Below are 25,375 nucleotides of genomic sequence, written 5' to 3' on the forward strand. Positions count from 1 at the left end.
CGCTGCTGCTACTTTAGCCACTAAGCGGCCAGAATATCGGTAACAGTGCCATGGTGATCATAAACAGCAGTAAACTTAACGGGCCGCCAACTTTTAAATAATCAACAAAACGGTAGCCGCCGGGGCCCATTACCAGGGTGTTGGCGGCGTGCGACACCGGGCTGGCAAGGCTGGTAGCGGCTACTGCAACCACCATCATCGCGCTTTGGCCATTTACCCCAAGCGCATTGCTCAGCATTAAGCCAATCGGCGCCATAATCAGCACTAGTGCCACTGTGGGTATCACCAGGGTGCCGAGCGCGGTTACCAGATATAAACCCGCCATGACGGCCAGCGGGCCATACTGACCTAACCCTGACTGCACACCACTGGCCAGCCAGGCAGCGGCGCCTGAGTGTTGCATCGCCAGTCCCAATGGCAGCATGCCGGCGATCAGAAATATCGAGCGCCAGTCGATGGCGGCATAGGCCTGCTCCATACTCAGACAGCGACTGGCAACCATTAAGGTAGCAGCCAGAATAGCGGCCAGATAAATTGGTAAAATGCCGGTTACTGTCAGCAAGACCATCAGGCCCATTAAACCGGCAGCAAGCGGTGCTTTGCTGGCATTTACCGGCTTAACCTGTACCGGGTTCATCACAATTAAATGCTCGCTGTCATTTAACTGCGCCAGCCGGGAGCGTGGGCCCACGATCAGCAAAGCATCGCCTGGCTGCAGCAACATGCTGCCAAGTGCGGTGCGATAAGAGCGGCCCTCGCGCCAGATGGCAGCAACTTCCACTTTATAGCGTTTATCCAGTTGCAGGGCATTGACGCTCTGGCCAATGTATTTACTCCGCGGGTGCAGAGTGGCCTCAACCAGTTCCAGTTTACCCTTGGCCAGCAGGTCATGATAGGGCGACATATCATCTAACCGTTCCAGCTCTTTAAAACCACGCAAAATATCGAGGTCTTCTTCCCGGCCCTGGATTAGCAGTAAATCCCCGGCCTCCAGGGTGTCGTCAGAGTGAAACTGCTGAATAATTTCGCCATGACGGAATAACCCCAGTAAGCGGAAATCAAACGCATCACCAAGGCGGTTATCAGCAAAGGTACTGCCAACCAGCGGGCTGTCTGCCGGCAAGCCAAGCACAAACAGCCGTTCTTCCAGTTGATATTGATGTTTTACATCATCGGCAGTTAACGGCAACACAGAGCTGAAGGCCTCCTGCTTTTGCATCCCTTCAATTGCGCTGCGACTGCCCTGTACCAGCAGCTTGTCTCCTGGTGCCAGGGTGACATCGGTCAGCCGGGTATATAAGGTTTTTCCCGGGCGCTTAACAGCCAGCACATTGAGCTGATAATTTTCCCGAAAGCGGTGGTGTTGCAGGATTTCATCATTCAGCGGCCCGTCAGCGGCTACCTCCAGTTCAGCCAAACCACTGGCTGCCAGCAGTTTCTCATGCAGCATCGGTGCTTCACGTTCAATCGTCAGTGAGTTCCAGCTGCGTAGCCGCTCAAAACGGTTAAATTTGCCCTGCGCCAACACGATATCACCGGCTTTGAGCACCGTCTGACGTGATGGCAGGGTAAAGGTTTCCCGGCCCCGGGTTAACGCTATTACCATCAGGCCGACTGTGCTTATCAGCCCTGACTCTTCCAGCGTACGCCCTGCCAGCAAGGACGGCTTTGGTAAACGCAGCGCAAAAATCCGGTCCTGTAAGCCATACTGATCGCTTAAGTTACGACTGCCAGCGAGGCCGGCGCGGCCGGGATCAATTGCCGGCAGCAAATGACGGCCAATAAAGGCAACAAATAACGTACCTGCCAGCAGCACCGGCAGGCCGATAAAGGCAAAGTCGAACAGCTTAAAACCTGGTTGATTATTGTTTTCCAGGGCAATGCTAACCAGTAAATTCGGAGGCGTACCAATCAGCGTCAGCAGGCCGCCGAGCATGGCACCAAAAGCCATTGGCATCAGTACCTTGGCGGGTGCAATGCCACAGCGCCGGGCCGCTTCTACCGTAACCGGCAATAACAACGCCACTACCCCGATATTACTCATAAAGGCTGATAACAAGCCCGCCACCAGCATAATGACGATGATCATCTGAGTTTCGCTCTGGCCCGACAAACGAATAACCCGCCGGCCGATACTGTCAGCAATGCCAGCCCGGGTAAGCCCTTCACTCATAATAAACATGGCCCAGACGGTGATCACCGCCGGGTTACTGAAGCCGCTAACTGCCTCCGCTGGTGATACCAGTCCCAGCAAAGCCAGGGTGCACAGGATGAGCAAAGCAACCACATCCATTCGCAGCCATTCGGTGACAAATAGCACCAGTGCCGTCATTAACAGCAACAGCACCAGGGCAATTTCCAGTGTCATAGCGGCCAGAACACCGTAAGTAGTGGCAGAGCAACCAGCACCACCAGGATTTCCAATGGCAGGCCCAGACGCCAGTAGTCACTGAATTTAAAGCCACCAGGCCCCAGAATAAGGGTGTTATTCTGGTGTCCTATCGGGGTTAAAAAGGCACAGGAGGCCCCGATAGCAACCGCCATTAAAAATGAATCTGCATTTACCCCCAGGGTCATGGCCGCACCGATAGCGATAGGACACATTACTGCTGCCGTCGCGGCGTTATTCATCAAATCAGACAAAAACATGGTTATCACCAGTACCATACCCAGGGCAACGATAGCATTGCCTCGGGCGACATTCTCCATCAATAAGCTGGCTATCAGTTCAGCTGTGCCGGTTGCTTCCATGGCACCGGCTACCGGAATCAGCGCTGCCAGCAGCACAATAACCGGCCAGTCGATACTGGAATAGACCGAACGCGGCGGCACGGTTTTAAATACCATTGACGCCAGCACGCCAAGTGCAAAGGATATCGCTGCAGGCAATAAGCCGAATGCAGCCCCGGCTACTGCGCTTAACATAATAATCCCTGCCAGCGCAGCACGCTTTTTATCAGGTATTTTTAAGTTTCTTTTGGCTAGTGGCACACAGCCATAATCACTGGCAAACTCCAGCACACTTTCGTGGGTGCCTTGCATTAACAATAAGTCACCTGCCCGCATTCTCAGGTTTCGCAGTCTGGACTTAGCCCGGGCGCCATCGCGCGAGACTGCCAGTAAATTAAGATTATAGCGTGAGCGCAGCATTATATTGGTCGCTGAGCGGCCCTGTAAGTTAGATTCAGGCCGGACCACCAGTTCCATTAATACAATATCTTCTGAATTTTGAGTTTTGCTATCATGTGACTTGGTGTCTGGCTTTTTTTCTTCAGTTTGCTTTGTGCTGTTTTTTTTCTGCTCAGCGGGGCCATTACTCTTTGCTGCCTGAGATTCCGGTTTCTGCTGTTCTTCCTCCTCTTTTGCCGGCTTTTCTACCGTTTTGGACTCTTCCAACTCCAGCCCCAGCGTTGAAATCACGGTGCCCAGCGAATCCACCTCGGCTTCCAGCACCAGAATGTCACCGGCCCGGATCACCCGCCCGCCACTGGGCGCATTGATTTTGACATTATTTCGGATCAGGCCAACAATTTGAGCGCCGCTGTCATCAAATTCGCTTTCGATATCGTATAAACGCTTATCGACAATTTTACTCTTTTCGGTGACCCGCGCCTCCGTAAGGTAGGCGCCGGTTTCAAAGCCCTCTGTACCGGCCTGCTTGCGCGCCGGCACTATCCGCCAGGCCAGCACCACAAATATGCAGCCTGTCAACGCTACGGCAATACCTACCGGCGTAAAATCAAACATTGCAAAGCCGGTATTACCCTGTTGTGCCCGAAACCCCGAAACAATTAAGTTAGGCGGTGTACCAATTAACGTTGTCATACCGCCAAGAATAGTGCCGAAGGCCAGTGGCATCAGTACCCGGCCCGGCGGCACATCTAACCGGTTAGCGATCTGCAGCGCAACCGGCATCAGTAACGCCAGTGCGCCAACGTTGTTCATAAAGCCTGATAGCAGAGCGCCAATAGCCACCAGCGCAGCCAGGCTGACCATCAGACCGGCATTTTTGGGCATAGCCAGGCGGGCCAGCACATCTACCGCCCCAGATCGCTGTAAGCCGGCACTTAATACCAGCACACAAGCGACCGTAATAACGGCTGGATGGCCAAAACCGCTGAAGGCGATAGCAGGCTCAATAACGCCGGTCAGCACACAAGCCAGCAGCGCAGCAAGGGCTATCATGTCATGACGCCAGCGGCCCCAGAGAAACATCGCAACGGTGACCAGTAAAATCAGAACAATAATGCTTTGCGGCACGGTCATAAGGGCTCTTTCTTAGTTAATCGTCGTTTTAACGGTTGTTGCCGCTTGCGTGTGCTGCAATTTTCTCAGTACAGCCGTGGCCGAAACTTTGCCGCATCTATAATGGCCCATAAATGGGCAATTGCAGCAATAATGGCCGGTATAATCAGCCACCAAAGCGCGTAGCCAGCCGCACAAACCACAAAAAACAGCAATGCGGCCAGGATGCGCCCCTGCACCAGCTGCCCCAGGCCTGGTACAAAAATATTACAAAGAGCCGCTATAACGTTCCCTCCGGAACCCTGTCCTGACATAGTACTCTCCTGTTCTGTTTAATCTTGACAATACACAGCGCGCACGCTGGCGCTGCCTATTGTTTAAGGGTAGCAATAAATTGTTGCGATTCGCTAATCGCTTTATTCATGTTACTGATAAGTTTAGTGATATCCCGTTCAATACTGGCAAACTCATTGCGAAGCGCGCCAATCGCCTGCGCATTTAGATTATGTTTCAGATACAAGCTATTGTCTCGCAGGCTATCGAGCACCGGTGCCATTGAGCTCTCGGCCTGGCGCATAGTGTTAAGTAATTGCTGGTACTGGCGTTGGGTCGATTTCAGCTTAGCTGCACTTTCCTGCTTCAGCTTGGCGTTACTGTACATATCCAGTTCTTCCTGCCACTCATCAAACAGCGCCTCTGCCACATCTTCAATACTGTTTATCCGCTCTGAAACCAGGGCTGCCGCTTCACTGCAGTCCTGATACTGTTCATTGGTTTGTTCGTACTGTTTCTGTAAGTCACCACCATCAAACTGAATCAGGGTACTGAACTGCTCCAGTGCCGATTTAAACTCCTGCTGGGCGTCCTGCTGGGCATCCTGTGCTTTATCAACCCGGTCGGCCAGAATATCGCGCTTATGAACGCCCACTTTCTCCATCGTGGAGTAGTAGGCGCTCTGGCAACCTGTGAATAATAACAATGACATAACTAATATTAGTATACGCATAAGTGTTCCTTAAGTTGGTATGGGCCAGACTGTCCTTTACTACACCGACAATAGCAATTCATCATTAGTTTACAACATAAATACCGAAATAATGTCACAGATCAAGCTATAAGCTGGCAGCGGGCTATACTCTGTAGCGAAAATATTTAAAAGGAATTTGTCTTGCTTAAACAGCTTTTCGGCGTAGCTCGGATTAACTTTCTGAGCCTGACCCTGGTATGTATAGCCCTTGCTGCCGGCGCCAGCTGGCAAGCCGGCCATCCGTTATCGCCTGGCGTGCTGATGCTGGTTACTGCTATCGGATTATGCGCCCATATAAGTGTCAATGCGCTGAACGAATACCTTGATTTTAAATCCGGCCTGGATTTTCTTACCAATCGCACACCGTTTAGTGGGGGCAGTGGCACCCTGGTGACCCATCCGGGGGCCGCTCATCTTGCCCTGCTGCTGGGTATCGTCAGCATGCTGCTGGTTATTGGCGGTGGTTTGTATCTGAGTTATCAGCTGAACTGGCAACCATTACTTATTGGGATACCCGGTGTACTGCTGATTTATGGCTACACCCGGCACATTAACCGCTGGCCACTGCTCTGTTTGCTGGCCCCGGGTATTGGCTTTGGTATTTTTATGACGCTGGGCAGCTACTGGGTACTTGCCGGCAATATAAGTGCTGCGGCGTGGCTGCTGGCAATGATTATCACTTTGCTGGTAAGTAATTTATTACTGCTAAACCAGTTCCCGGACGCAGAGGCAGACCGTCAGGTGGGCAGACGCCATTTACCCATCGTGATTGGCCGGCGCCATAGCGCCAGTGTCTATACCCTGCTGTTATTACTCAGTTATCTGGTGTTGATTTTAGGCGTATTGAGTGGAATTTTGCCCTGGCAATGTTTACTGGCGCTGTTAAGTCTGGCGCTGGTAGCAAAGTTGCTACCGGGGCTATTCCGCTTTGCTGACAAACCGCAGCAACTGCAGCCCTATCTGGGAATGAATGTGTTGCTTTGTCATCTTTACCCACTGCTGCTGCTGACCGGGCTGCTCTGGGCCGGGCCCGTCTGACACTAAGGCCAACCAATGCTATAAAACATTATTTAAGGGGTTGCAATCAGCTAGTCGGCGTCGCAGTTAATCAGCCAATTGACTATTGCATTGGTGTAGCTCATTTTGCAGCTGAAAAAACTGTTCAAACTCTGCTGGTACAACATAGTTCAATTCAGCTGGCTGACCTAGCATTGCGCGTTTACTTCGCCAATCCTGCAACAGATTCGGGTAAATCTCATCGAAGCGGGCACTTTCTTCAGCCGACAACACCTCCTGCTGTAATAGCTTACGTAGCGGATAATGCATGTTAGCAAGCTGCGGCATCACCTCTAATGATAAGTGTACATAAGCAAGGAGTAATATTTTTGTATCTGTGATCTGATCTGTTATTGCTGCAGCGTGCTGCGGACTGGCTGTTAACTGCCGATTTAAATCAAGTAATTCAATTAAATAGCTTCTAACTAGTAGCGATATAAAGGCTCCGCCGTAACCATGCAGGGCAGCTTGCTCTGCCCAGTAACGCCCCTGTGCCAGCGCCGAGTGATCGAGCTGTATTGAAGTTTGCTGCTGAGCTGGCCTTTTATACTGCTGAAACTCGGCATAGTTCAGATACTTTTCAGCCAGCATCCGCATCGCATTCACATCAGCCGCTTGTGCTTGTTGCAACAACTCGTCCATTTTCAGGCCTTGATAGTAGCTGTTACGCAAGTCGGCTGACAATTCCTGTTCAAACCAGATTATAAACTGCTCTCTTGCAGGATGATTTTTCAGTTGGTTAGCGAAGGTTTCACAGTTTTGGGGGGTAGCAGGCGCAGTTTCCACTGGCTGTTCTGGTGACAACGCAGCAGATGAACCGGTTGCCGGGAGTTGGCGTTCCTTATCTCGCTCACTGAGATTATTAGCGGGAGTGGCTGCAGTGCCTGGCTCTGCTCGTTGCAGTTTTCTATCGGCAGTCGGCTGATCGGGCCAATAGCCCACGTATAGCACAACTACTGCAATGGTAAAAATAGCAATTACGTAGTTGCGGCGGGATTTGTTCACCATGGCTGTCAACCTGCTGTCGTTTTAGCCAACTGCAATAACTTCGGATAAAACTCTTTATTTTGCTGGGCTATCTGATCCTGCTCCACCAGCACATCATGCAGAATTTGCTCAGTGGTCAGCGGGTTAGCCAACACTACCCTAAATACAATGGTTTCCTGGCGATCATATACGGCCGGGGTTAAGCGGGTACGTGAAACAAATGACTTACCCTCTTCCCGTTGCCGTTTCTGAATAAATTTAGTCAGGCCGTTTAACAGCTCGTTAAACTGCTGGCGCTGCTCGCTGCTGGCAACTGCCATGGCTTTTTGCACCTGCGCCGGCACATAACGATAGGTCAGTAAACACAGCTCTGGCGCGGTAATCAGCTCAAAGTCAATATTATGCTCAATTAACATGGCAAAATAGCGGGCTTTTTCCAATGAGCGGTTTATCAGAATTTCATAGCCATCGCGGCCAATCACCTGCAAACAGGCATGCACCAGCATCGCCATACCGGGGCGTGAGCCTTCCAGGGTCTGACTGCCTAAATCTTTCGAGCCTTTACGCAGAATATACTCGGCATGATGCTCAATGGCATGGGCCGATGACGGATGCTTAAACACCACCATGCCGGCACCCATTGGCACATACATTTGCTTATGTGCATCAATGGTTACTGAATCGGCCCGCTCAATGCCGGCCATTAAATGGCGGTACTGATCAGATAGTAAAGTTGCACCGCCCCAGGCAGCGTCGACATGAAAATGACACTGAAACTGCTCTGCCAAATCGGCCAGCTGATTAAGCGGGTCAATATTACCGGTCTCAGTAGTGCCCGCCACGCCAACAATGGCCAGTACTTTAATATTTTTTGCGGTCAGTTCAGTCAGCACCTGCTGCATCTGGCTGACATCAACTTTATTGTCAGCGTCCGTTTTCACGCTAACCACATAATCACGGCCAATACCCAGCACGTCGGCCGCTTTGCCTAACGAGTAATGGCCGCGTTCAGAGACAACGATCGCCAGGCCCTCATAGCCATAATGCTTCAGCGCCCGGAATAAGCCTTCTCTGGCAATCCCTTTAAAGTCGCCGTCAGCTTTTAACAGCCGGTTGCGGGCAATCCACAGCGCCGTAATATTAGCGACAGTGCCGCCCGAGCAGAAGGCACCGAGTGAGTGATTGGCACTGTGCATCCACTTTTTATAGAAGTTATCTTTTTCGCCATAAACCAGGTGATGGATCATCCCTAATACCTGGCGCTCCAGCGGGGTAAAAGCTTTGGACGTTTCAATCTTTACCAGATTCTGATTCAGCCCCACCATCATTTTAGACAACGGCAGCACAAAGTACGGCAGCGCTGAGGTCATATGGCCGATAAAACTGGGTGACGCAGTATGCACTGAATGAGCCACCAGTTTTTGCATCATACTTTCGGCATAATCTGAAACAAACTGTGGCGACAGCGGGATTTGATGCGCCTGAAAATCGCGTTCAATTTGCCATAGTGGCTTTTCCAGCGCGACAATACTTTCCCGCAGAAAGCCGGCCAGGTTCTGCGACAGATTCTGTTCAATAATGCTCAGGGTGGAATCCGGCGCCTCGGGTACAGTAAATATACGCCAAAGCGCATCTTCAGAGGCGGCGGCCAGCCGTTTTGTCGGTTCTGTCATGCGTTTTGCTACTCACTGCGCCGAAACAAGCCCCACTTCAGTTATCTGATATCAGATTTCAGACCAGGGCGAAGAAAGGGCCTAACTCTACTGCAACTGCTAAAAAATGTCTGCAAAAATTTCAATAGTACAAAGATACTAGCTGCGCAGACCGACACCGCGGTTGATTAAATACAGCGAAAAACTGAACATCACCACGATAAAACTAAGCACTACTGCCAATGCCAGCAACAGGCTGACATCGCTGATGCCAAGGAAGCCGTAACGAAACGCATTAACCATGTAGACAATCGGATTTAGCGCCGCCACGTTTTGCCAGAACCCCGGCAACAGGGTTAACGAGTAAAATACCCCACCCAGATAGGTCAGCGGTGTCAGCACAAAAGTCGGAATAATACTGATATCGTCAAAGGTTTTGGCATAAATAGCGTTAATTAAACCACCCAGCGCAAACAGCATCGCTGTCAGGATAACGGTAATAATAATAATCGCCAGATTATGGATTTGAATATCAACAAAAAACAGCGACAAAATTGTGACGATAATCCCGACCAGAATGCCGCGGGCCATACCACCACCAACATAACCCAGCACAATCAGGTAGTTCGGGACCGGCGCGACCAGCAGCTCTTCGACATTGCGCTGAAACTTGGCGCTGAAAAACGACGAGGCCACATTGGCATAGGAGTTAGTGATAACCGCCATCATAATCAGCCCGGGGACGATAAACTCCATATAACTGAAGCCGCCCATATCACCAATTCGTGAACCGATTAAACTGCCAAAAATGACAAAATACAGGCTCATGGTAATGGCCGGCGGTACCAGGGTTTGCACCCAGATCCGCATAAAACGGGTAATTTCTTTCGTTAAAATACTTTGCAGGGCAATCAGATAACTCGCTCGCATTATTTTGTTTCTCCCCGACCGGTTTCGACCAGTGCCACAAATAGCTCTTCCAGCCGGTTGGCTTTATTGCGCATCGACAATACATTGACCTGCCGCTTGCTCAGCTGCTCAAAAATCGGGTTTAAACCGTCACTCTTTGCCACGTCAACCTCAATACTGTGCTCATCCAGGGTTCGCCATGTCAAATCGTCCAGTTGCAAGCTGGCCGGGTCCTGATCCAAATCGAGAATAAAGGTTTCGATGGTCAGCTTATTCAGCAAGGCTTTCATGCTGGTATTTTCGATAATCCTGCCCTTGTCGATAATGGCGATATTGCGACAAAGTGTCTCCGCTTCTTCCAGATAATGGGTGGTCAGAATAATGGTGACACCGGCTTTATTAATTTTCCGGAGGAACTCCCACATTGAGCGGCGCAGTTCGATATCAACACCCGCTGTCGGCTCATCCAGGATCAAAAGCTTAGGTTCATGCATCAGGGCACGGGCGATCATCAGCCGCCGCTTCATGCCGCCTGACAGCTCCCTGGCCCGGGCATGGCGTTTTTCCCACAACCCCAGCTGCCCTAAATACTTTTCTGCCCGCTCCAGCGCCAGCTTTTTCGGCACGCCATAATAACCTGCCTGATGCACTACGATTTGCAGCACGGTTTCAAACTGGTTGAAATTAAATTCCTGCGGCACCAGGCCCAGCTGGCTTTTTGCCTGCTCCAGCTGACTGTCGATATCAAAGCCAAACACACTGACACTGCCACTGCTTTTGTTCACCAGTGAGGTTATCACCCCGATAGTGGTACTTTTACCGGCCCCGTTCGGGCCCAGCAAGGCGAAAAAGTCACCCTGCTTCACCTGTAAATCAATACCGCTTAACGCCACAGTGCCACTTTTATAGACTTTATGTAACGCTGAAATATCTAATGCCAGACTCACTCACCCTCTCCTGTCTCTGCTTTATTGCCGGTATCAGACGTTGGCCGCTCGCCGCCATAGCCCCAGCGGGCAGTCAGCTGCTGCGCTACCCCAAGCTGGTCTAAAATACGGGCAACCATAAAGTCGACTAAATCGCTGATTTGCTGTGGCTGATGATAAAATCCCGGCGCAGCCGGCATAATAGTCACGCCAAGCCGGGCCAGCTTCAGCAGGTTTTCCAGATGAATCGCACTTAGCGGCGATTCACGCGGCACTAAAATCAGCTTGCCGCCCTCTTTAATGACCACATCAGCCGCCCGCTCTATTAAATTGTCACTGGCACCACAGGCAATTGCTGCCACTGTGCCGGTCGAGCACGGGCAAATCACCATCTGTTTTGGCGCTGCAGAACCCGACGCTACCGGCGAGAACCAGTCATCCTTGCCATAAACCGTCAGCTGATCCGCAGCGCAGTTAAATAAGGCTTGCAGCTGCGCGGTGCACTTATCGGGTGCACCAGCCAGTTTAATATTATGCTCAGTAGCAAACACCACCCGGGCGGCACTGGAAATCAGCAAATGCACCCTGATCCCTTGCTGCAACAGCAACTCCAGCAGGCGCCAGCCATAGGGTGCTCCTGACGCACCGGTAAAGGCTAAGGTTATTTCCCGCATGGTTACTCCCATTTGCGCGCCAGCGCGCTAATCAGCTTATCGTGAATGCCGCCAAAGCCGCCATTACTCATAATGACGATGTTATCACCCTTTGCTGCCTGTTCGACCAGTAAACCGACCAGCGCCTCAATATCATGCGATAAAACGGCTTTCGGGCTTAAACTGCGGGTCAGGGCGTCGAGCGACCAGTTGGCATTGGCCGGCTCATATAAGTACACTTTATCGGCAATGGCTAACGACACCGGCAATGCCGCCTCGTGCACGCCCATCCGCATTGTATTGGAGCGCAGTTCCAATACGGCGATTAACCGGCCCTGGCCCACTTTATTTCGCACCCCCTGCAAGGTGGTGGCAATGGCTGTCGGGTGATGGGCAAAATCATCGTACACCTTAATACCGGCAATCTCGGCTTTAAGCTCCATCCGCCTTTTCGGCGCGACAAACTTTGACATTGCTTCCAGCGCGACGGCTACCGGCACACCGGCATGACGGGCAGCAGCTATCGCCATTACCGCATTATCGACATTGTGCTGGCCTCCCAGCTGCCAGTGCAGCTCACCTTGTAGCTGCTGCCGGTAATAAAGTTTAAAAGCGCTACCATCGTTGTTAATCAGCTCTGCCCGCCAGTCCTGGCCGTAGCTCTGCCGCTCGCTCCAGCAGCCCATGGCCAGGGTCTGACTGACCGCTTTGGTATCTTCCGGCGATAACACCAATCCATTGGCCGGCACCATTCGCAATAAATGATGAAACTGGCGTTGAATGGCTGCCAAATCAGGAAAAATATCGGCGTGATCGAATTCCAGATTATTAATGACCAGAGTGCGGGGCCGGTAGTGAACAAATTTTGACCTTTTATCGAAAAAGGCGGTATCGTATTCATCCGCTTCAATCACAAAAAACGGTGACTCGCCAAGCCGGGCTGAAGTATCGAAATTTTGCGGCACGCCACCAATCAGAAACCCGGGCTTCAAACCGGCGGCTTCTAATATCCAGGCCAGCATGCTGCTGGTGGTGGTTTTACCATGAGTGCCTGCGACGGCCAGCACCCAGCGATCCTGCAACACTTGTTCAGCCAGCCACTGCGGGCCCGAGGTATAGCGCAGGCCACGGCTCAGCACATATTCCACCGCCTCATTACCGCGTGATAACGCATTACCAATAATCACCAAATCCGGCTCAGGGCTGAACTGGCTGCTGTCATACCCTTGCACCAGACCGATACCCAGTTCAGTCAGCTGTTCACTCATTGGCGGATAGACGTTCTGATCGGCACCGGTAACCTGATGCCCCAGCGCTTTGGCAATAGCGGCAATACCGCCCATAAAGGTGCCACAAATACCTAAAATATGAATATGCATCAGTTATTTCCTGCCTGTGCAGGCCCGTTAGTCACAGAAAAACAGATAAAACTACGATCAAAACTGCAATTTAACAATAAATTCTTTAAAATAGCCCGACCCTACAACTTTACTACAGCAATAAAAGGAATAACAAAATGCGCCGTATTTCCCCGGTACTGCAGCAGGACGGAGTCGAACCTGATTTAATAGCCCTGCTTAAAACTATTCTGGCCGCCTGTCGCGAAATCGCTTTTCGGGTCAGCCAGGGTGAACTTGCAGGGGTATTAGGTTCTACCCTGGGTGAAAATATTCAAGGGGAAACCCAAAAAAAACTGGATATTATTGCCAATGAATTACTCAAAGAAGTGATCCTGGAAACCGGCGTAGTCAAGGCAATCAGCTCAGAAGAAGAAGACACTATTGTTGCCGGCAACCCGCACGGCAAATATCTGGTGACCTTTGACCCGCTTGATGGCTCATCAAACACTGACATTAACAGCTTAATTGGTACCATTTTCTCTATTTTGCCTGCCGATCCTGACAAAGCGCCTGACGACAGCAGCTTATTTTTACAGCCAGGCACGGCACAGGTTGCAGCAGGCTATGTGCTGTATGGTCCGTCTACCATGTTAGCCCTGACTACCGGCCACGGCACCCGCCTGTATACCCTGGACAACACCTATGGTGGATTTTTGCTGACTGAAGACCAGGCCGCCATTCCCAAATACACCACTGAGTTCGCCATCAATATGTCGAATCAGCGCTTCTGGCAGGAGCCGATGCAGCGTTACGTTGCAGACTTGCTGCTGGGCAAAACCGGTCCGCGGGGCAAAAACTTTAATATGCGCTGGATAGCTGCCATGGTAGGTGATGTGCATCGGGTACTATGCCGCGGCGGGATATTTGCCTATCCCCGCGACAGTAAGGATCCGCAAAAGCCTGATAAATTGCGACTAATGTATGAAGCCAATCCAATGAGCTTTCTGGTAGAACAGGCAGGGGGGGTAAGCTCAACCGGCTACCAGCGGATAATGGACATCGTGCCGACCGATATCCATCAGCGGGTAGCGGTTATTCTGGGCTCAAAACATGAAGTGGAAACCTGTATTGGTTATCACAAAGCGTAGCCATTTCTATTGCCGGCGCTATAATAGGCGCCATTTTTAACGAACTTAATTGTGAACCTAAGGACCAGACCATGAGCTTAAGCGATGTTGCAGCAGGTAAGAATCTGCCAGATGAAATTAACGTTATTATTGAAATTCCGGCTAATGCCGACCCGATTAAATATGAAGTAGATAAAGATACCGGCACCGTTTGGGTTGACCGTTTTATGTCAACGCCAATGTTTTATCCCTGCAACTACGGTTTTGTTAACCATACTTTGTCACTGGATGGCGACCCGGTAGACGTATTGGTCCCTACCCCTTATCCACTGGTTCCGGGCGCAGTTATTAAATGCCGGCCGGTTGGTGTATTAAATATGTCAGACGAAGCGGGTGAAGACGCTAAAGTTATTGCCGTACCGGTAAGTAAACTGACTAAGCTGTATGACCATATTCAGGACATCAATGACGTGCCTGAGCTGTTAAAGCAACAAATTCAGCACTTCTTTGAGCGTTATAAAGAACTGGAACCGGGCAAATGGGTTAAAGTCCTTGGCTGGGGCGACGCGGCAGCTGCCAAAGCTGAAATTATGACGTCGTTTGAGCGCGCGAAGAAATAACCACCGGTTTTCTGTGATTAAAGCTAAAAATAAAGCCGCAATATGCGGCTTTATTTATTGGTTATGCCGGATTCAGCGGCTTTATCAGTATTGTTTTCCGCTAGAAATACCAGCAATTGCGCGGCGGACATCGGTTTGGCGAACAGAAATCCCTGCATCTCATCACAGCCCATAGCGGCAACCGCCTGTTGCTGCGCCTCGGTTTCCACCCCCTCAGCAATCGTTGACAGGCCAAGCCGTTTACCCAGGTTAATAATGGTTTGGGCAATCACTTCGCCGGCAGGCTCAGTAACCTCTCGGACAAAAGCACGGTCAACTTTAATCCGGTCCAGCGGTAACTGCTGCAGATAACTCAATGACGAGAAACCAATACCAAAGTCATCAATTGCAACTTTAATACCGGCATTTTTAAGTTTCTGCAGAGCATCAATCACAATCTTCGGTTCGTCCATCACGACCGACTCGGTGATCTCAAGCTCTAACAAGGCAGGGTCGATATTATAACGGTTAACGCAATCGATCACTGTCTGGACAAAGTGATGGTTTCTGAACTGCGGCATGGAGACGTTAACGGCAATGCGCAAATCACTATAACCCTGGGTAGCCAGATGTTTAATTTGCTGACATGCCTGCTCAAGTACCCAAGTGCCAATTTCAACAATCAACCCTGAATACTCTGCCAGCGGAATAAACACCGCAGGTGAAATATACTGACCATCAGCAACCGGCCAGCGCAACAGCGCCTCCATGCCAACCACCTGTTTACTGCTTAATGATACTTGCGCCTGATACCATAGTTCGAGTTTATCACGACTGAAATCACTGCGTAGTTTACGCAGCAGTGACAAACGTTCAGCCATTTCATCTTCCATTTCCGGTTGATAATACTGGTAACTCTGACTGATACTTTTTTTAGCTTTATTCAGCGCGATGTAAACATGTTTTAAAATGGTCAGGCCTTGCTCAGCAGAGTCAGTCAGCCGGCACAGGCCAAAGGTTGCATTGACCTGCAACGCATGCTCAGAAGCCTGGAAGGGCTCGTTGAATACTTCTTCTAACCGCTCTGGTGTCAGCTCATGAGCCGGCCCGACTAAGCCAAATACATCTGCGCCAATCCGGCCCAACTGGCTACTGGTACCAAAAAAAGCAATCAGTCGCAGGGTCAGGGCTATAAGTAACTCATTGCCGACATCCTGACCGAGACCATCGTTTACATCAGAAAAATGATCAATATCCACTAATACCGCAACCATCCCTTCGGCATCGAATCGCCGGGTATCCTGCAGGATCTGAATGAACTCGTTGCGGTTAGGTGTTTTAGTCAGCGGGTCAATATAAGCAGCATGCTTCAGCTGCTGAAACAGCGTCACATTTTCATAACCAATAGAAATGTTGCTCAGAAACACTTCTATCAGCTGGCGGTCGAATGCCTCAATCGGCCGGTTGGTTTCGATATAAACCGCTGCACAATGTCTGTCGCTGCCCAGGTACAATACCGTATCCTGCTGGCCAAAAATATTTTGGCGCTGACTTAAACATAAATTAATCTGCTGGACTATTCGTGGATTATCTAACTTATCCAGCTGGCATTTAATAAAAGGCGCATAGTGGCCTGCTGCACCGAGCACATAAATTTTGTCACTGGTACTGCCATCGTCTTCAATTTGAGCGCACAGTACCCCTTCAGCATGCAAGCCAATTAGCGACGCAATCTGGGTTACCACGCCTTCAGAAAATTCATGCAGGGAATGCTGCTCCAGCAAATTAGCGCCGGCATTAATAATTTTTTGCAAACCAATCCGGTTCTGATTGATAGTGCGAATTTGCTGATAGGAACGAATTGACGCAATGATAGCGGTGACTAACTTGCCACGGGTTAGCTCAGTTTTCGTTTTGTAATCATTAATATCATATTCTTTAATAACGCTTTCTTCCGGTGCGTAACCGGGCTGCCCTGTTCTGAGTACGATGCGTAACTCTTCCAGATGCAACTCATCACGGATCCGCTGCACAACTTTCAGGCCCGCGTCATCAGATTCCATTACAACGTCAAGTAATACCATGGCAATATTTGAGTTGTTATGTAAAAACCGTATAGCTTCGTCACCAGAGTAAGCATGGTGAAAATTAAGTTTACGGCCAAGGACAATCAGATCGTTCAGTGCCAGCTTGGTAACGGTATGGATTTCTTCATCATCATCAACGATAAGAATATTCCAGACGCCAACTGCAAGCTCCGGTTCAGGCGAGGGTTGCTCGTCTTCCGCGAAAAACAGAAAATCTTCATCTGTTTCATTCGATTTCATGATTACGCCTTTATCTGTCTCTTGTCTTAAATATACATGCATACGTTAGAAAACAAAAAACGAATTGTCGTTTATTTTTATGTTATCTGACTTTCTTAGCCGCCAGGCCTAAATTTTTGCTGCTACTTGCCGCTACAACAGCTTAATGCCAAGATAACATTTATTACGTTATCAATACCGGATTTATTTTGAGCAAAATAACCTCGGCTTCCGGGCAGCAGCGGCTATTAAAACTGGCGCGTTATCATCTTGGTGCGCCAGTGGCTGGCAAAACTGCTGAAACCCTTGATGAAGCCGGTGCACATGTCACCGACGTTACCCCGGGTAGTGCTAAACATCAGCAACTTGCCGCACGCTCAGGTGCGCCAGACCCCGATGGCGATCTCAACCTGGCACAACGGGTAAACCGCCGCCTGCAAATGCAACGGGAACGTCAGCAGCAGAATCTGGAAAAAATCATGGCAATGGCGCTGGAATATTGTCCGGAGCGGGTCTCTGCGCAGGAAGTTGATCCGGACTGGTTTTCTCAGTATTGCGAATTGGTACTGGATATCTCAAATAGCAGCATGCAACAATTATGGGCCAAAATACTGGCAGGTGAAATCGCTACTCCGGGTCGTTTTTCCCTGAAAACCCTGCAAACGCTGAAACTGATGAGTTTTAAAGAAGCACAAAGCTTGCAGCTGGCAGCCAGTCTCAGTTGTCGCAGCAGACAGGAACAAAGTGGCCGCATTTATTTTGGGTATATCCGTAAACCCTCGCTCTGGCAACTGCTGACAGGGCGGCGGATGGCATTACTTAACTTAAGTCAGTTTGGCTTATCTTATCCGCAAATCCTTAATCTGGTCGACATCGGCATTTTACATAACGTGGAAATTGAAAGTGGTGAACTGCAACCCGGGCAGCACTTCAGCTGGCAGTTTCAGAGTCAAACCCTGGAGTGCACAGCGCTGCAGCGCGGCGTGGTATTACAATATTATAAATATACTGCGGTGGGCACCGAGTTGCTGCCACTGTTAAACAGCCCAACCCATAGTGGTTATTTAGCCACATTGCAGCAGCAACTTGGTGCCGTACTGGCATTTAAATGAGTCATGCTTAGCGGTTGAATCCGGGCTAACCCGGATTTGCGCTGAGAGAAAATCTGGCAAGTAACGTGTCTAACCTCGCGGGTTCCAGTGGTTTAAACACAATATCATCCATGCCCGCCTCTCGGTAACGCTCTATCTCTGCCGGCAGGGCATGTGCGGTGAAAGCAACAATAGGAACCTGCCGGTACTGGGGCATCTGACGTAGTTTTTTAGCAATATCAACGCCAGACATATCCGGCAGCTGAATATCGAGCAGAATCATATCAAAACGCGTTTGAGCACATAGCGAAAAAACCTGAGCCGCAGAAGTAGCGGTATGTAAGACCAGCGGCTTATTTTTCAGCAATACCTGGACGAAAGCCAGGTTTGTTTCATTATCATCAACCACCAGAATATGTTGCTGGTTAGCCGGATTGGGTAGCTGCTCAGCCTTTTTCTGTACCAGGGACAGACAAAACTGCTGACTTGCCAGTACATCTGGCAGGGTTTGCAGCCAGCTTGCAATTGAATCCGGTGGCGCGAAATATAGCACTCCGGGCTGTTGCTGCAGACTATGTCGTAGTTTCTGCCAGTCTGAAATATCTGTCGTCGGCGGTAAAAACACTAAGACTATATCAAACACCTTGCTGTGAATTAACTGCTCCAGTTCAGCAGGCTTATTACATTTACTAACCTGAGATGCGATGCCATTGAGCGCAACACTTCGCTGTTGTCCCCGCTCCGAATCCGCATCAAAAATCAATAAATGTTGAATGGTCTTTGCGACATGGTGCCGCTCAGTCTGCACCGGAACGGTTAACTGCAGAATACATCCGAGACCATCCAGTGATTGAGAATTGAAAGCGGCGCCTGTTGTCTGAATGGCTTTAAGCAAAGCGACATCGGTGTCACTCCATTGCAACTCTTGCAAATCATCGGTTTTTATCAGCTCGCGGCAATGCGCTGGCAAGCCATTGCCATTGCAACTGGCGGTCAATCGCAATACCGGCTGTTGTTCACTCGGCTGCAATTGAATTGTTACAGCAATTTTGCTGACATCCTCGATCCGCAGACATAGCATAATCAATGCTTGTAACAATGACTGTAATGTTTTCTGACAAATATTTACGGTACAACCCAGGCTGTCTGCATGTTCGTGCCAGTCCAGCGAAATTGCCGCAGTAGGAGCTAATATCTCGTTCAGTTCACTAATATGCTGCCCCAGCCAATGGCCGAGCTGAACCGGCTGCCCCTGGACAACTTTGTCACTGAACTGATAATACCCCGCCAGCAAATGCATTTGCAGTAACCGTTGCAGCTGTCCAGACTGAAGCTGGTCTCTGCGCTGCCACAGCAACATACTTTGCCCAAACCAATGCCGTAACTGACGTTGCTGTAACTGTAGCTCAGTCGTAAGCTGCTGCCGCTGTTGTTCAAGCTCAGTCAGTTGTAAATTAGCGTGTTGCGCCCGTTGGTTTAACTGTTGGACTAATTGCTCTGTCGTCAGCTGCTTGTGATCAAGGGTGGCGGCCAGATCATTGATTACCTGCTGTAACGGTTTTAACACTGCTACCAGCGGTTCAGCAGTCTGGCTGTGTTGCCGGGAATTTTGTAACCGCCGGCAATAGTGGGCTAACAGTTCTACATCAGTTGCCAAACGCAGCTGACCACGTCTCAGTGCACCGATGCTTAGGATCAGGCCAGCCGCCAACGCCACTGTTAACAGCGCCAATGGAACTAACCATACCAGGCCGCCCGGCTGGTTTCTGAAGACTACCACCACATAACCGTTGCCCCGGTTCTGTCCTGCAACAGCTGGCTGGCTGCTGGCCAGACCGGTACTGACTGGTAACACTGCCAGTTGGCTACCATCGGGCAATGCTGTTACCTGATAAACGTCTGCGGCATCATTCAGCACAGCGGCAGCTTCAGCGGGTTTACTACTGGCAATCAACTGCAGTTGTCCATCATAAGCAGCAATGTACTTTACCGCTGGCGCAGCACTGTAGTCGATTTGCCGCAGCTGATTGGCTAATTGTTGATTGTTATTGCCAGACAGCGTGGCCTGAGCAGCATATTTGGCAGTAACAGCCAACTGCTGAATTTGCTGCAGTTGCTGATTGCGGGTCTCATTATAATGCCATACGATTATGAGTACCCAGGCCAGGACCAGGGCGAGCAGCCAGGGAGCAATTAACTGTCTGAATATGTTTGTCAAATTGATACTGCCATCGGTCAGAGTAAGGTAACTATAAAGTGATTTTATGCTGGCAACAAGGGTTGCTCCTTAGCACAACTGACCGATAGCGAATGATGAGTAGTTAACCAGATAAGTTGCAATTAGCCGGCTTACCTGGGGGTTACCGGTTTAAAAGTGCAACTCGACACCAGCAAATACTCCTTTAAAATCAAGATTACTATACAAGTTATCCAGATCGTCCAACCGTAAATTAACTGCCCGGTATCCCACTTTAAACCTGATATCGACTGCAAGTGTATCAACAATTTCATAACCCAGGCCCGCCTGAACATCATACATCCGGCTATCACTCCAGCCGATATAACTCCCTTGTGCAAACACATCCAAACCGGTTAGTGGCAGACCAACTTTGCTGTTGACGTACACCAACGGTAACCATTGTGATACTGACTCTTCACCTTGCAGACCATTCTGGGCCTGATCCACTACTGAAGCTGAACCATTAATATGTTTCGCATTAACACCCAGATCGAAAGCGACCACACTGTTATCGAGAATTTCATAATACAGTACGATATCGGTATTAGTCAGATCTACCTGATTGGCTACGGTTGTATTCACAGCGAAGTTTTCACCGCCAAAACTAAACTGACCGTCAATTAACGTAACACCGGCAGCATCCAGTTGATTATGTGCCAGCCGGATATTGGGTAACACGGGTATCGGGTGTTCAAGCGCAATGAAATATGAACCTTGTGTTTTGCTGTCAAAATTAAATGCCGGTGCAGGTTCGCTGTTACCAAAGCTGCCCGTTACATCTGTACGCCAGCCATCCCCACCCACGTAAACACCCAACAGCGTGTCGGCTGCGGCGTTTCCTGTAAGCAAGACTGAACTTAGCGCAAGCGCTGACATGGAAGCAATGACGGAGTGTTTTTGCATACTACTTATCCTTGAGTTAATAATTCTGATAAATCAATCAGTGCCGCATTGGCCCGGGAAATATAGTTTGCCATTACCAGGCTATGATTGGCCAGCAGTCCAAAACCGCTGCCATTTAATACCATCGGACTCCAGATTGGCTGCTGGGTCGCTTCCAGCTCGCGGATGATCTGTTGCAGACTTACCATAGCGTTACGCCGGTGTAACACTTCGGCGAAGTCAACTTCAACGGCTTTCAGGTAATGCAATAAAGCCCAGGCTGCACCGCGAGCTTCGTAAAACTCATCATCAATTTTCCACCAGCTGGTTTTAACCACCTGATGACGGGGTCCATCAGTAGACTGTCGAGCATCTGCGTCACCGGCAAGATCAGTATTCAGCCGGTCCTGACCAACGCTGGCACTTAACCTTTGCGAGTAACTGCCCAATCGTTTTTCGACATTTTTAAGCCAATCCCGCAGGTTGTCTGCCCGCGCATAAAACTGACTGCCGGCACTGCTACTGTCAGATAAGGCATCACGGTATAAGTACAATTGCGCAATCGCTTTTCGGTATTCAGACTCGGCACTGGGGATAGCCCAGCTGCGATGGTCAATATTGAGTTGGGGCTGAGCAACTTTTAAAAATTCATTTTCAGCAGATTGTGATTGTGAGCGACTGAAGTCTTTCCGAAATGCCAATGCCAGATCGCGCGACATTTCCAGCACACCAAACTCCCAGGCAGGCATATTATCCAGCAGGCTGTAAGGAGGTAAAATATCATTAGCCAGGTAACCACCCGGTTTATCAAGCAGGGTTTCCGTTACTTTTATCAATGCAGTTGTTGTTGTATGGCCGACTGTTGCGCTGTCAGTACTGGTTTGCTCAGACTGCGTAATATCTGCGGTTAACAGCGCCGGTTCCCGGCTGACCCACCAACTGATCACGAAGAAAAAAAACAGTACTAGGCCTGCCGTTATGAAGGCCAAATTACGTTTGTTCATAGTTAATCCTTAGCGCCGTGGCATTTCAGTTAGTGGCATACTCAATTCAAGTTGTTTGCCATTACTAAAGTGCAGGACAACGGTGACACTTTCACCGGTAAGTAACGGCTGCTGCGGGTTAAATAACATCAGATGCAGACCGCCAGGTTGCAGGCTGACACTGCTATTGGCCGCAATATCGATATGAGCAACGTGCTCCATCCGCATCACGCCATCCTGATGGGTGTGTTGATGTAACTCAGCACGTTCAAACGCAGCACTTTCAGCTGACATCAGCTTTACTGCCGCTGAAGAATTGTTATGAACAGTAAAATAACCTGCGGTCACTGTCCGCCCGGGCATTGGCACCCTTACCTGGCCTTCAGTCACAGTCAACTCTGTCGCAGTTGCAGGTAAGCCTGCCAGAGCGAAAATAGCAGTAGATAAAAAAATAGCCAGTCGATTCATGTTACGCTCCCTTAACAAGTTTAGCTCATCTTACACCAAATCATGGCAGCGAACAGCGACTTAGCACAAAGTTAAAACCTTAAAATGGCAAAAAGCCCGGAACAACTAACTCCGTGCTTTATGCCACAACAACATTACAGGCGTAAGAAAGCTCCACAACACGAACGCCGAAAACATGGTGACAACGGGCAGTAAATACAGCAGCAATAAACTGCTTGCGGTCAGCATCGGTTACTCTATCGCAGACTTGGTGTCGGCTTTGGCAACCACATCTTTCTGCTGAGTAACCTGGGGTTCTGCCTGTAACAACTGACGAACCTCAGCTGCTGTCTTTTCCATCGCCTGCCGCGCTTGCTGTGCGACAGTGACTTTCAGTTCAGCTAACTGATTCGCAGCTAATTGCTGTAAAGCCTCAGTTGCCGGGTTGGCCTGGACAGGTGTTGCAGTAAACATTACGGCAGCGGTTAAAGTAAGTGCAGCTAACGTTTTCATTTTATATTCCTTCATAATAGTTAAGTTATTTGATACTACGACTTAGCTATTACAAAGCTTATGCCAACTTTAAATGAAAGCTATCCAGCTGATTTATAACAATTTTAATTCAATGCAAAAAAAACGGAATTTACCACTGATAAGCCAGAAACCAAAAAGTAGCAAAATTAACCACTAAGTTGGTCAAAATCTTCATGCTCTATTCAGCTCGCTGTTTCAACTGTTCTACCGGGTGCCGCATTTTCAGGAACAAACGCCAGCGCCTGCAGCAATACCTCAGGCCCTGCCTCAGCCTTATGGCCGTTTTCACTTAAATGCCGTCGCCACTGGCGGGCACCTGGCAGCCCCTGAAACAAGCCCAGCATATGACGGGCAATATGCCAGAACCGCCCGCCTTGCTGCATCTGCTGTTTAATGTAAGGTAGCATCGCCCGCACCAACTCATGCTGGCTTAACACTGGCTGTTGTTCGCCGTAGATATAATGATCAACCTGACTTAATAAATACGGGTTGGTGTACGCTTCACGTCCCACCATTACGCCATCAACCAGCTGCAGCTGTTGCCGCACATCATCCAGTGTCTTGATCCCGCCATTGATACTGATATCCAGCGCTGGAAAATCCTGTTTCAGTTGGTGCACCCTGGGGTAATCCAGCTCAGGTATTTCCCGGTTTTCTTTTGGGCTCAGGCCTTTTAACCAGGCTTTACGGGCATGGACAATAAACTGCTGACAACCGGCATCAGCAATGGTACCAACAAAGTCGGTTAAAAACTGATAGCTGTCGAGCTCGTCAATTCCAATCCGGCTTTTCACCGTCACCGGTATCGATACCGCATCCAGCATCGCCGCAACGCAGCTGGCAACCAGTTCCGGCTTTGCCATCAGACAGGCACCGAACATGCCGTTTTGAACCCTGTCAGACGGACAACCAACATTGATATTTACCGCATCATAACCACGCTGCTCTGCCATTTTTGCGCAGCTGGCCATTTCTGCCGGATTCGAACCACCCAATTGCAGTACTAACGGATGCTCCTGCTCGTTAAATGCCAGATAATCGCCTTTACCATGGATAAGCGCGCCCGTCGTTACCATCTCGGTGTACAACACCGCATGCTTGCTCATAAGCCGGTGAAAATAACGACAATGTTTATCAGTCCAGTCGAGCATCGGGGCGACTGAGAACTTGTGATCCAACGGTGTAATAGCCAAAAGTCAGGTACCTGCAGCGAGTCAGTAATATAAAGCTGTATAGTGTACAACATATGACGCTGAAATTGACGCTGGGCAGCCAATTATCAGCTAAGCCGGGGCGTGGAACTTAGCAGGCAATATGCTACACTGCGCTCGACTGCTGCCAGGAGATAAGATTAAGTATGTCGACAGAATCATTAGTTAGCCGGGCCAAAGCTATTTGTGATAAAAATGGCGCGCGCTTTACGTCCATCCGTGAAAAAGTTTTTCGCTTAATGGCTGAAACCGATGGTGGCATGGGCGCATACGATTTGCTGGAGCAATTAAAACAAACTGAGCCGGCAGCCAAACCCGCCACGATTTACCGGGCACTGGAGTTTTTGACCGAGCAGGGCTTTATTCATAAAATTGAATCGAGCAACGCCTTTATGCTGTGTCACCATTTTGGTCACCACCACCCTGCACAGCTGCTGATCTGTGATAGCTGCGGCAGCGTAAGCGAGTTACATTCGGCATTATTACACCAGGAGTTCAGTGCACTGGCGATAGAGCAAGGTTTTAAAATTACACACCAGACCATTGAAGCTCACGGTTTTTGTCATAAATGCCAGCAAGTTGCATAAATAACAGCAAACTCATAAGCTGGCTTGTATGATGAGCGAAATACTCCTAGTCTTAAAATGGCAAGCTGGTATATTCCAACGTATAACTTACAGGCGCGTTCCATGAATGTTGAGTATATAAATCCTTTTCTTTCTTCTCTGGTTAATGTTTTAGCTACTATGGCCAATACTACTATCGTACCAGGGCAGCCGCGGATTAAAAAAGATGAAATAGCGCGTGGCGATGTATCTGGTCTTATTGGTATGGTTGGCACCGATATAAAAGGTTCGTTTTCAGTCAGCTTTGAAGAAGGGCTGGCACTGGAAGTGATGTACCGGATGCTGGGTGAAAAGCCAAAAACCATTAATGCAGATGTCACAGATATGGTTGGCGAAATTACCAATATGGTTACCGGTGGCGCCAAACGTATTTTAGGCGATAAGGGTTATGAGTTTTCGATGGCCACCCCGATAGTTGTCTCAGGTAAAGCCCATACTATTACTCACAAATGCGAGGGGCCGACCATTTTAATGCCTTTCGATTCGGAATTCGGTAAAGTACATATTGAAGTCAGCTTCGATAAATAGCCTTTGC

At 49.5% G+C, this 25,375-nt stretch carries 23 protein-coding genes; 6 read left to right on the forward strand and 17 right to left on the reverse strand.

The genetic code is table 11. The annotated features are described in order from the left end of the window. Positions 1-13: 13 nt before the first annotated feature. The 4 genes from R3187_RS03420 to R3187_RS03435 all read right to left on the reverse strand — a co-directional run bounded on the left by R3187_RS03420 (position 14) and on the right by R3187_RS03435 (position 5,251). Positions 14-2,368: an SLC13 family permease gene (locus R3187_RS03420; protein WP_318965306.1), complete on the reverse strand. Its 2,355-nt coding sequence runs from the start codon at positions 2,366-2,368 to the stop codon at positions 14-16. After that, positions 2,365-4,266, reverse strand: a complete 1,902-nt coding sequence (locus R3187_RS03425) for an SLC13 family permease (protein WP_318965307.1) — start codon at positions 4,264-4,266, stop codon at positions 2,365-2,367. The genes R3187_RS03420 and R3187_RS03425 overlap by 4 nt, the downstream gene beginning before the upstream one ends. A gap of 65 nt (positions 4,267-4,331) precedes the next feature. Further along, positions 4,332-4,559, reverse strand: a complete 228-nt coding sequence (locus R3187_RS03430; protein WP_318965308.1) for a hypothetical protein — start codon at positions 4,557-4,559, stop codon at positions 4,332-4,334. Positions 4,560-4,615: 56 nt separating this feature from the next. Next, positions 4,616-5,251: a DUF2959 domain-containing protein gene (locus R3187_RS03435; protein WP_318965309.1), complete on the reverse strand. Its 636-nt coding sequence runs from the start codon at positions 5,249-5,251 to the stop codon at positions 4,616-4,618. A gap of 162 nt (positions 5,252-5,413) precedes the next feature. On the opposite strand from R3187_RS03435, the gene R3187_RS03440 reads away from it, so the two are divergent. Continuing rightward, on the forward strand, positions 5,414-6,310 hold the full coding sequence (locus tag R3187_RS03440) for a prenyltransferase (protein WP_318965310.1): 897 nt from the start codon (positions 5,414-5,416) through the stop codon (positions 6,308-6,310). A 66-nt stretch (positions 6,311-6,376) separates the two neighbouring features. Here the strand turns inward: R3187_RS03440 and R3187_RS03445 are convergent, their stop codons facing one another. The 6 genes from R3187_RS03445 to mpl all read right to left on the reverse strand — a co-directional run bounded on the left by R3187_RS03445 (position 6,377) and on the right by mpl (position 12,834). Then, positions 6,377-7,336, reverse strand: a complete 960-nt coding sequence (locus R3187_RS03445; RefSeq protein WP_318965311.1) for a hypothetical protein — start codon at positions 7,334-7,336, stop codon at positions 6,377-6,379. 5 nt (positions 7,337-7,341) lie between these two features. After that, a complete protein-coding gene (gene panP, locus R3187_RS03450) occupies positions 7,342-8,988 on the reverse strand; it encodes a pyridoxal-dependent aspartate 1-decarboxylase PanP (protein WP_318965312.1) in 1,647 nt (548 codons plus the stop codon). Positions 8,989-9,126: 138 nt separating this feature from the next. After that, positions 9,127-9,897, reverse strand: coding sequence for an ABC transporter permease (locus R3187_RS03455; protein ID WP_318965313.1), 771 nt, complete (start codon positions 9,895-9,897; stop codon positions 9,127-9,129). Beyond that, the gene (locus R3187_RS03460) at positions 9,897-10,823 is read right to left on the reverse strand and encodes an ABC transporter ATP-binding protein (RefSeq protein WP_318965314.1); all 927 of its coding nucleotides are present in this window, start codon (positions 10,821-10,823) and stop codon (positions 9,897-9,899) included. The genes R3187_RS03455 and R3187_RS03460 overlap by 1 nt, the downstream gene beginning before the upstream one ends. Continuing rightward, on the reverse strand, positions 10,820-11,488 hold the full coding sequence (locus R3187_RS03465; protein WP_413229012.1) for a flavin prenyltransferase UbiX: 669 nt from the start codon (positions 11,486-11,488) through the stop codon (positions 10,820-10,822). Before R3187_RS03465 ends, R3187_RS03460 begins: the two co-directional genes overlap by 4 nt. Next, positions 11,479-12,834: a UDP-N-acetylmuramate:L-alanyl-gamma-D-glutamyl-meso-diaminopimelate ligase gene (gene mpl, locus R3187_RS03470; RefSeq protein ID WP_318965316.1), complete on the reverse strand. Its 1,356-nt coding sequence runs from the start codon at positions 12,832-12,834 to the stop codon at positions 11,479-11,481. The genes R3187_RS03465 and mpl overlap by 10 nt, the downstream gene beginning before the upstream one ends. Before the next feature lie 137 nt (positions 12,835-12,971). Between mpl and R3187_RS03475 the strand changes: the two genes are divergently transcribed. Together R3187_RS03475 and ppa are read left to right on the forward strand one after the other, a co-directional pair. Beyond that, the gene (locus tag R3187_RS03475; RefSeq protein ID WP_318965317.1) at positions 12,972-13,943 is read left to right on the forward strand and encodes a class 1 fructose-bisphosphatase; all 972 of its coding nucleotides are present in this window, start codon (positions 12,972-12,974) and stop codon (positions 13,941-13,943) included. 71 nt (positions 13,944-14,014) lie between these two features. Then, entirely contained in the window at positions 14,015-14,542 is a 528-nt protein-coding gene (ppa, locus tag R3187_RS03480; RefSeq protein WP_097111474.1) for an inorganic diphosphatase, read from the forward strand. A gap of 50 nt (positions 14,543-14,592) precedes the next feature. Here the strand turns inward: ppa and R3187_RS03485 are convergent, their stop codons facing one another. Next, the gene (locus tag R3187_RS03485; protein WP_318965318.1) at positions 14,593-16,848 is read right to left on the reverse strand and encodes an EAL domain-containing protein; all 2,256 of its coding nucleotides are present in this window, start codon (positions 16,846-16,848) and stop codon (positions 14,593-14,595) included. 188 nt (positions 16,849-17,036) lie between these two features. Between R3187_RS03485 and R3187_RS03490 the strand changes: the two genes are divergently transcribed. Next, entirely contained in the window at positions 17,037-17,939 is a 903-nt protein-coding gene (locus R3187_RS03490; RefSeq protein WP_318965319.1) for a TIGR03899 family protein, read from the forward strand. A 25-nt stretch (positions 17,940-17,964) separates the two neighbouring features. Here R3187_RS03490 and R3187_RS03495 read toward each other — a convergent pair whose 3' ends face one another. From R3187_RS03495 to dusA, 6 genes are all read right to left on the reverse strand, one after another. Continuing rightward, positions 17,965-20,136 (reverse strand): response regulator, encoded by a 2,172-nt coding sequence (locus tag R3187_RS03495; protein ID WP_318965320.1) that lies wholly within the window; start codon positions 20,134-20,136, stop codon positions 17,965-17,967. 150 nt (positions 20,137-20,286) lie between these two features. Beyond that, on the reverse strand, positions 20,287-21,060 hold the full coding sequence (locus tag R3187_RS03500) for a TIGR04219 family outer membrane beta-barrel protein (protein ID WP_318965321.1): 774 nt from the start codon (positions 21,058-21,060) through the stop codon (positions 20,287-20,289). A 5-nt stretch (positions 21,061-21,065) separates the two neighbouring features. Further along, positions 21,066-22,043, reverse strand: a complete 978-nt coding sequence (locus tag R3187_RS03505; RefSeq protein WP_318965322.1) for a DUF2333 family protein — start codon at positions 22,041-22,043, stop codon at positions 21,066-21,068. A gap of 9 nt (positions 22,044-22,052) precedes the next feature. Then, positions 22,053-22,490, reverse strand: a complete 438-nt coding sequence (locus R3187_RS03510; RefSeq protein WP_318965323.1) for a copper chaperone PCu(A)C — start codon at positions 22,488-22,490, stop codon at positions 22,053-22,055. 231 nt (positions 22,491-22,721) lie between these two features. Then, positions 22,722-22,982: a hypothetical protein gene (locus tag R3187_RS03515; RefSeq protein WP_318965324.1), complete on the reverse strand. Its 261-nt coding sequence runs from the start codon at positions 22,980-22,982 to the stop codon at positions 22,722-22,724. Positions 22,983-23,185: 203 nt separating this feature from the next. Beyond that, the gene (gene dusA, locus R3187_RS03520) at positions 23,186-24,196 is read right to left on the reverse strand and encodes a tRNA dihydrouridine(20/20a) synthase DusA (RefSeq protein ID WP_318965325.1); all 1,011 of its coding nucleotides are present in this window, start codon (positions 24,194-24,196) and stop codon (positions 23,186-23,188) included. Positions 24,197-24,360: 164 nt separating this feature from the next. Between dusA and zur the strand changes: the two genes are divergently transcribed. Then, a complete protein-coding gene (gene zur, locus R3187_RS03525; protein WP_318965326.1) occupies positions 24,361-24,801 on the forward strand; it encodes a zinc uptake transcriptional repressor Zur in 441 nt (146 codons plus the stop codon). Positions 24,802-24,903: 102 nt separating this feature from the next. Then, positions 24,904-25,368 carry a chemotaxis protein CheX gene (locus R3187_RS03530; RefSeq protein WP_214001130.1) on the forward strand — a complete coding sequence of 155 codons (465 nt, stop codon included), beginning with the start codon at positions 24,904-24,906 and terminating at the stop codon, positions 25,366-25,368. Positions 25,369-25,375: the final 7 nt, after the last annotated feature.

It is taken from the genome of Arsukibacterium sp. (assembly GCF_033721375.1).
Taxonomy (GTDB): domain Bacteria; phylum Pseudomonadota; class Gammaproteobacteria; order Enterobacterales; family Alteromonadaceae; genus Alishewanella.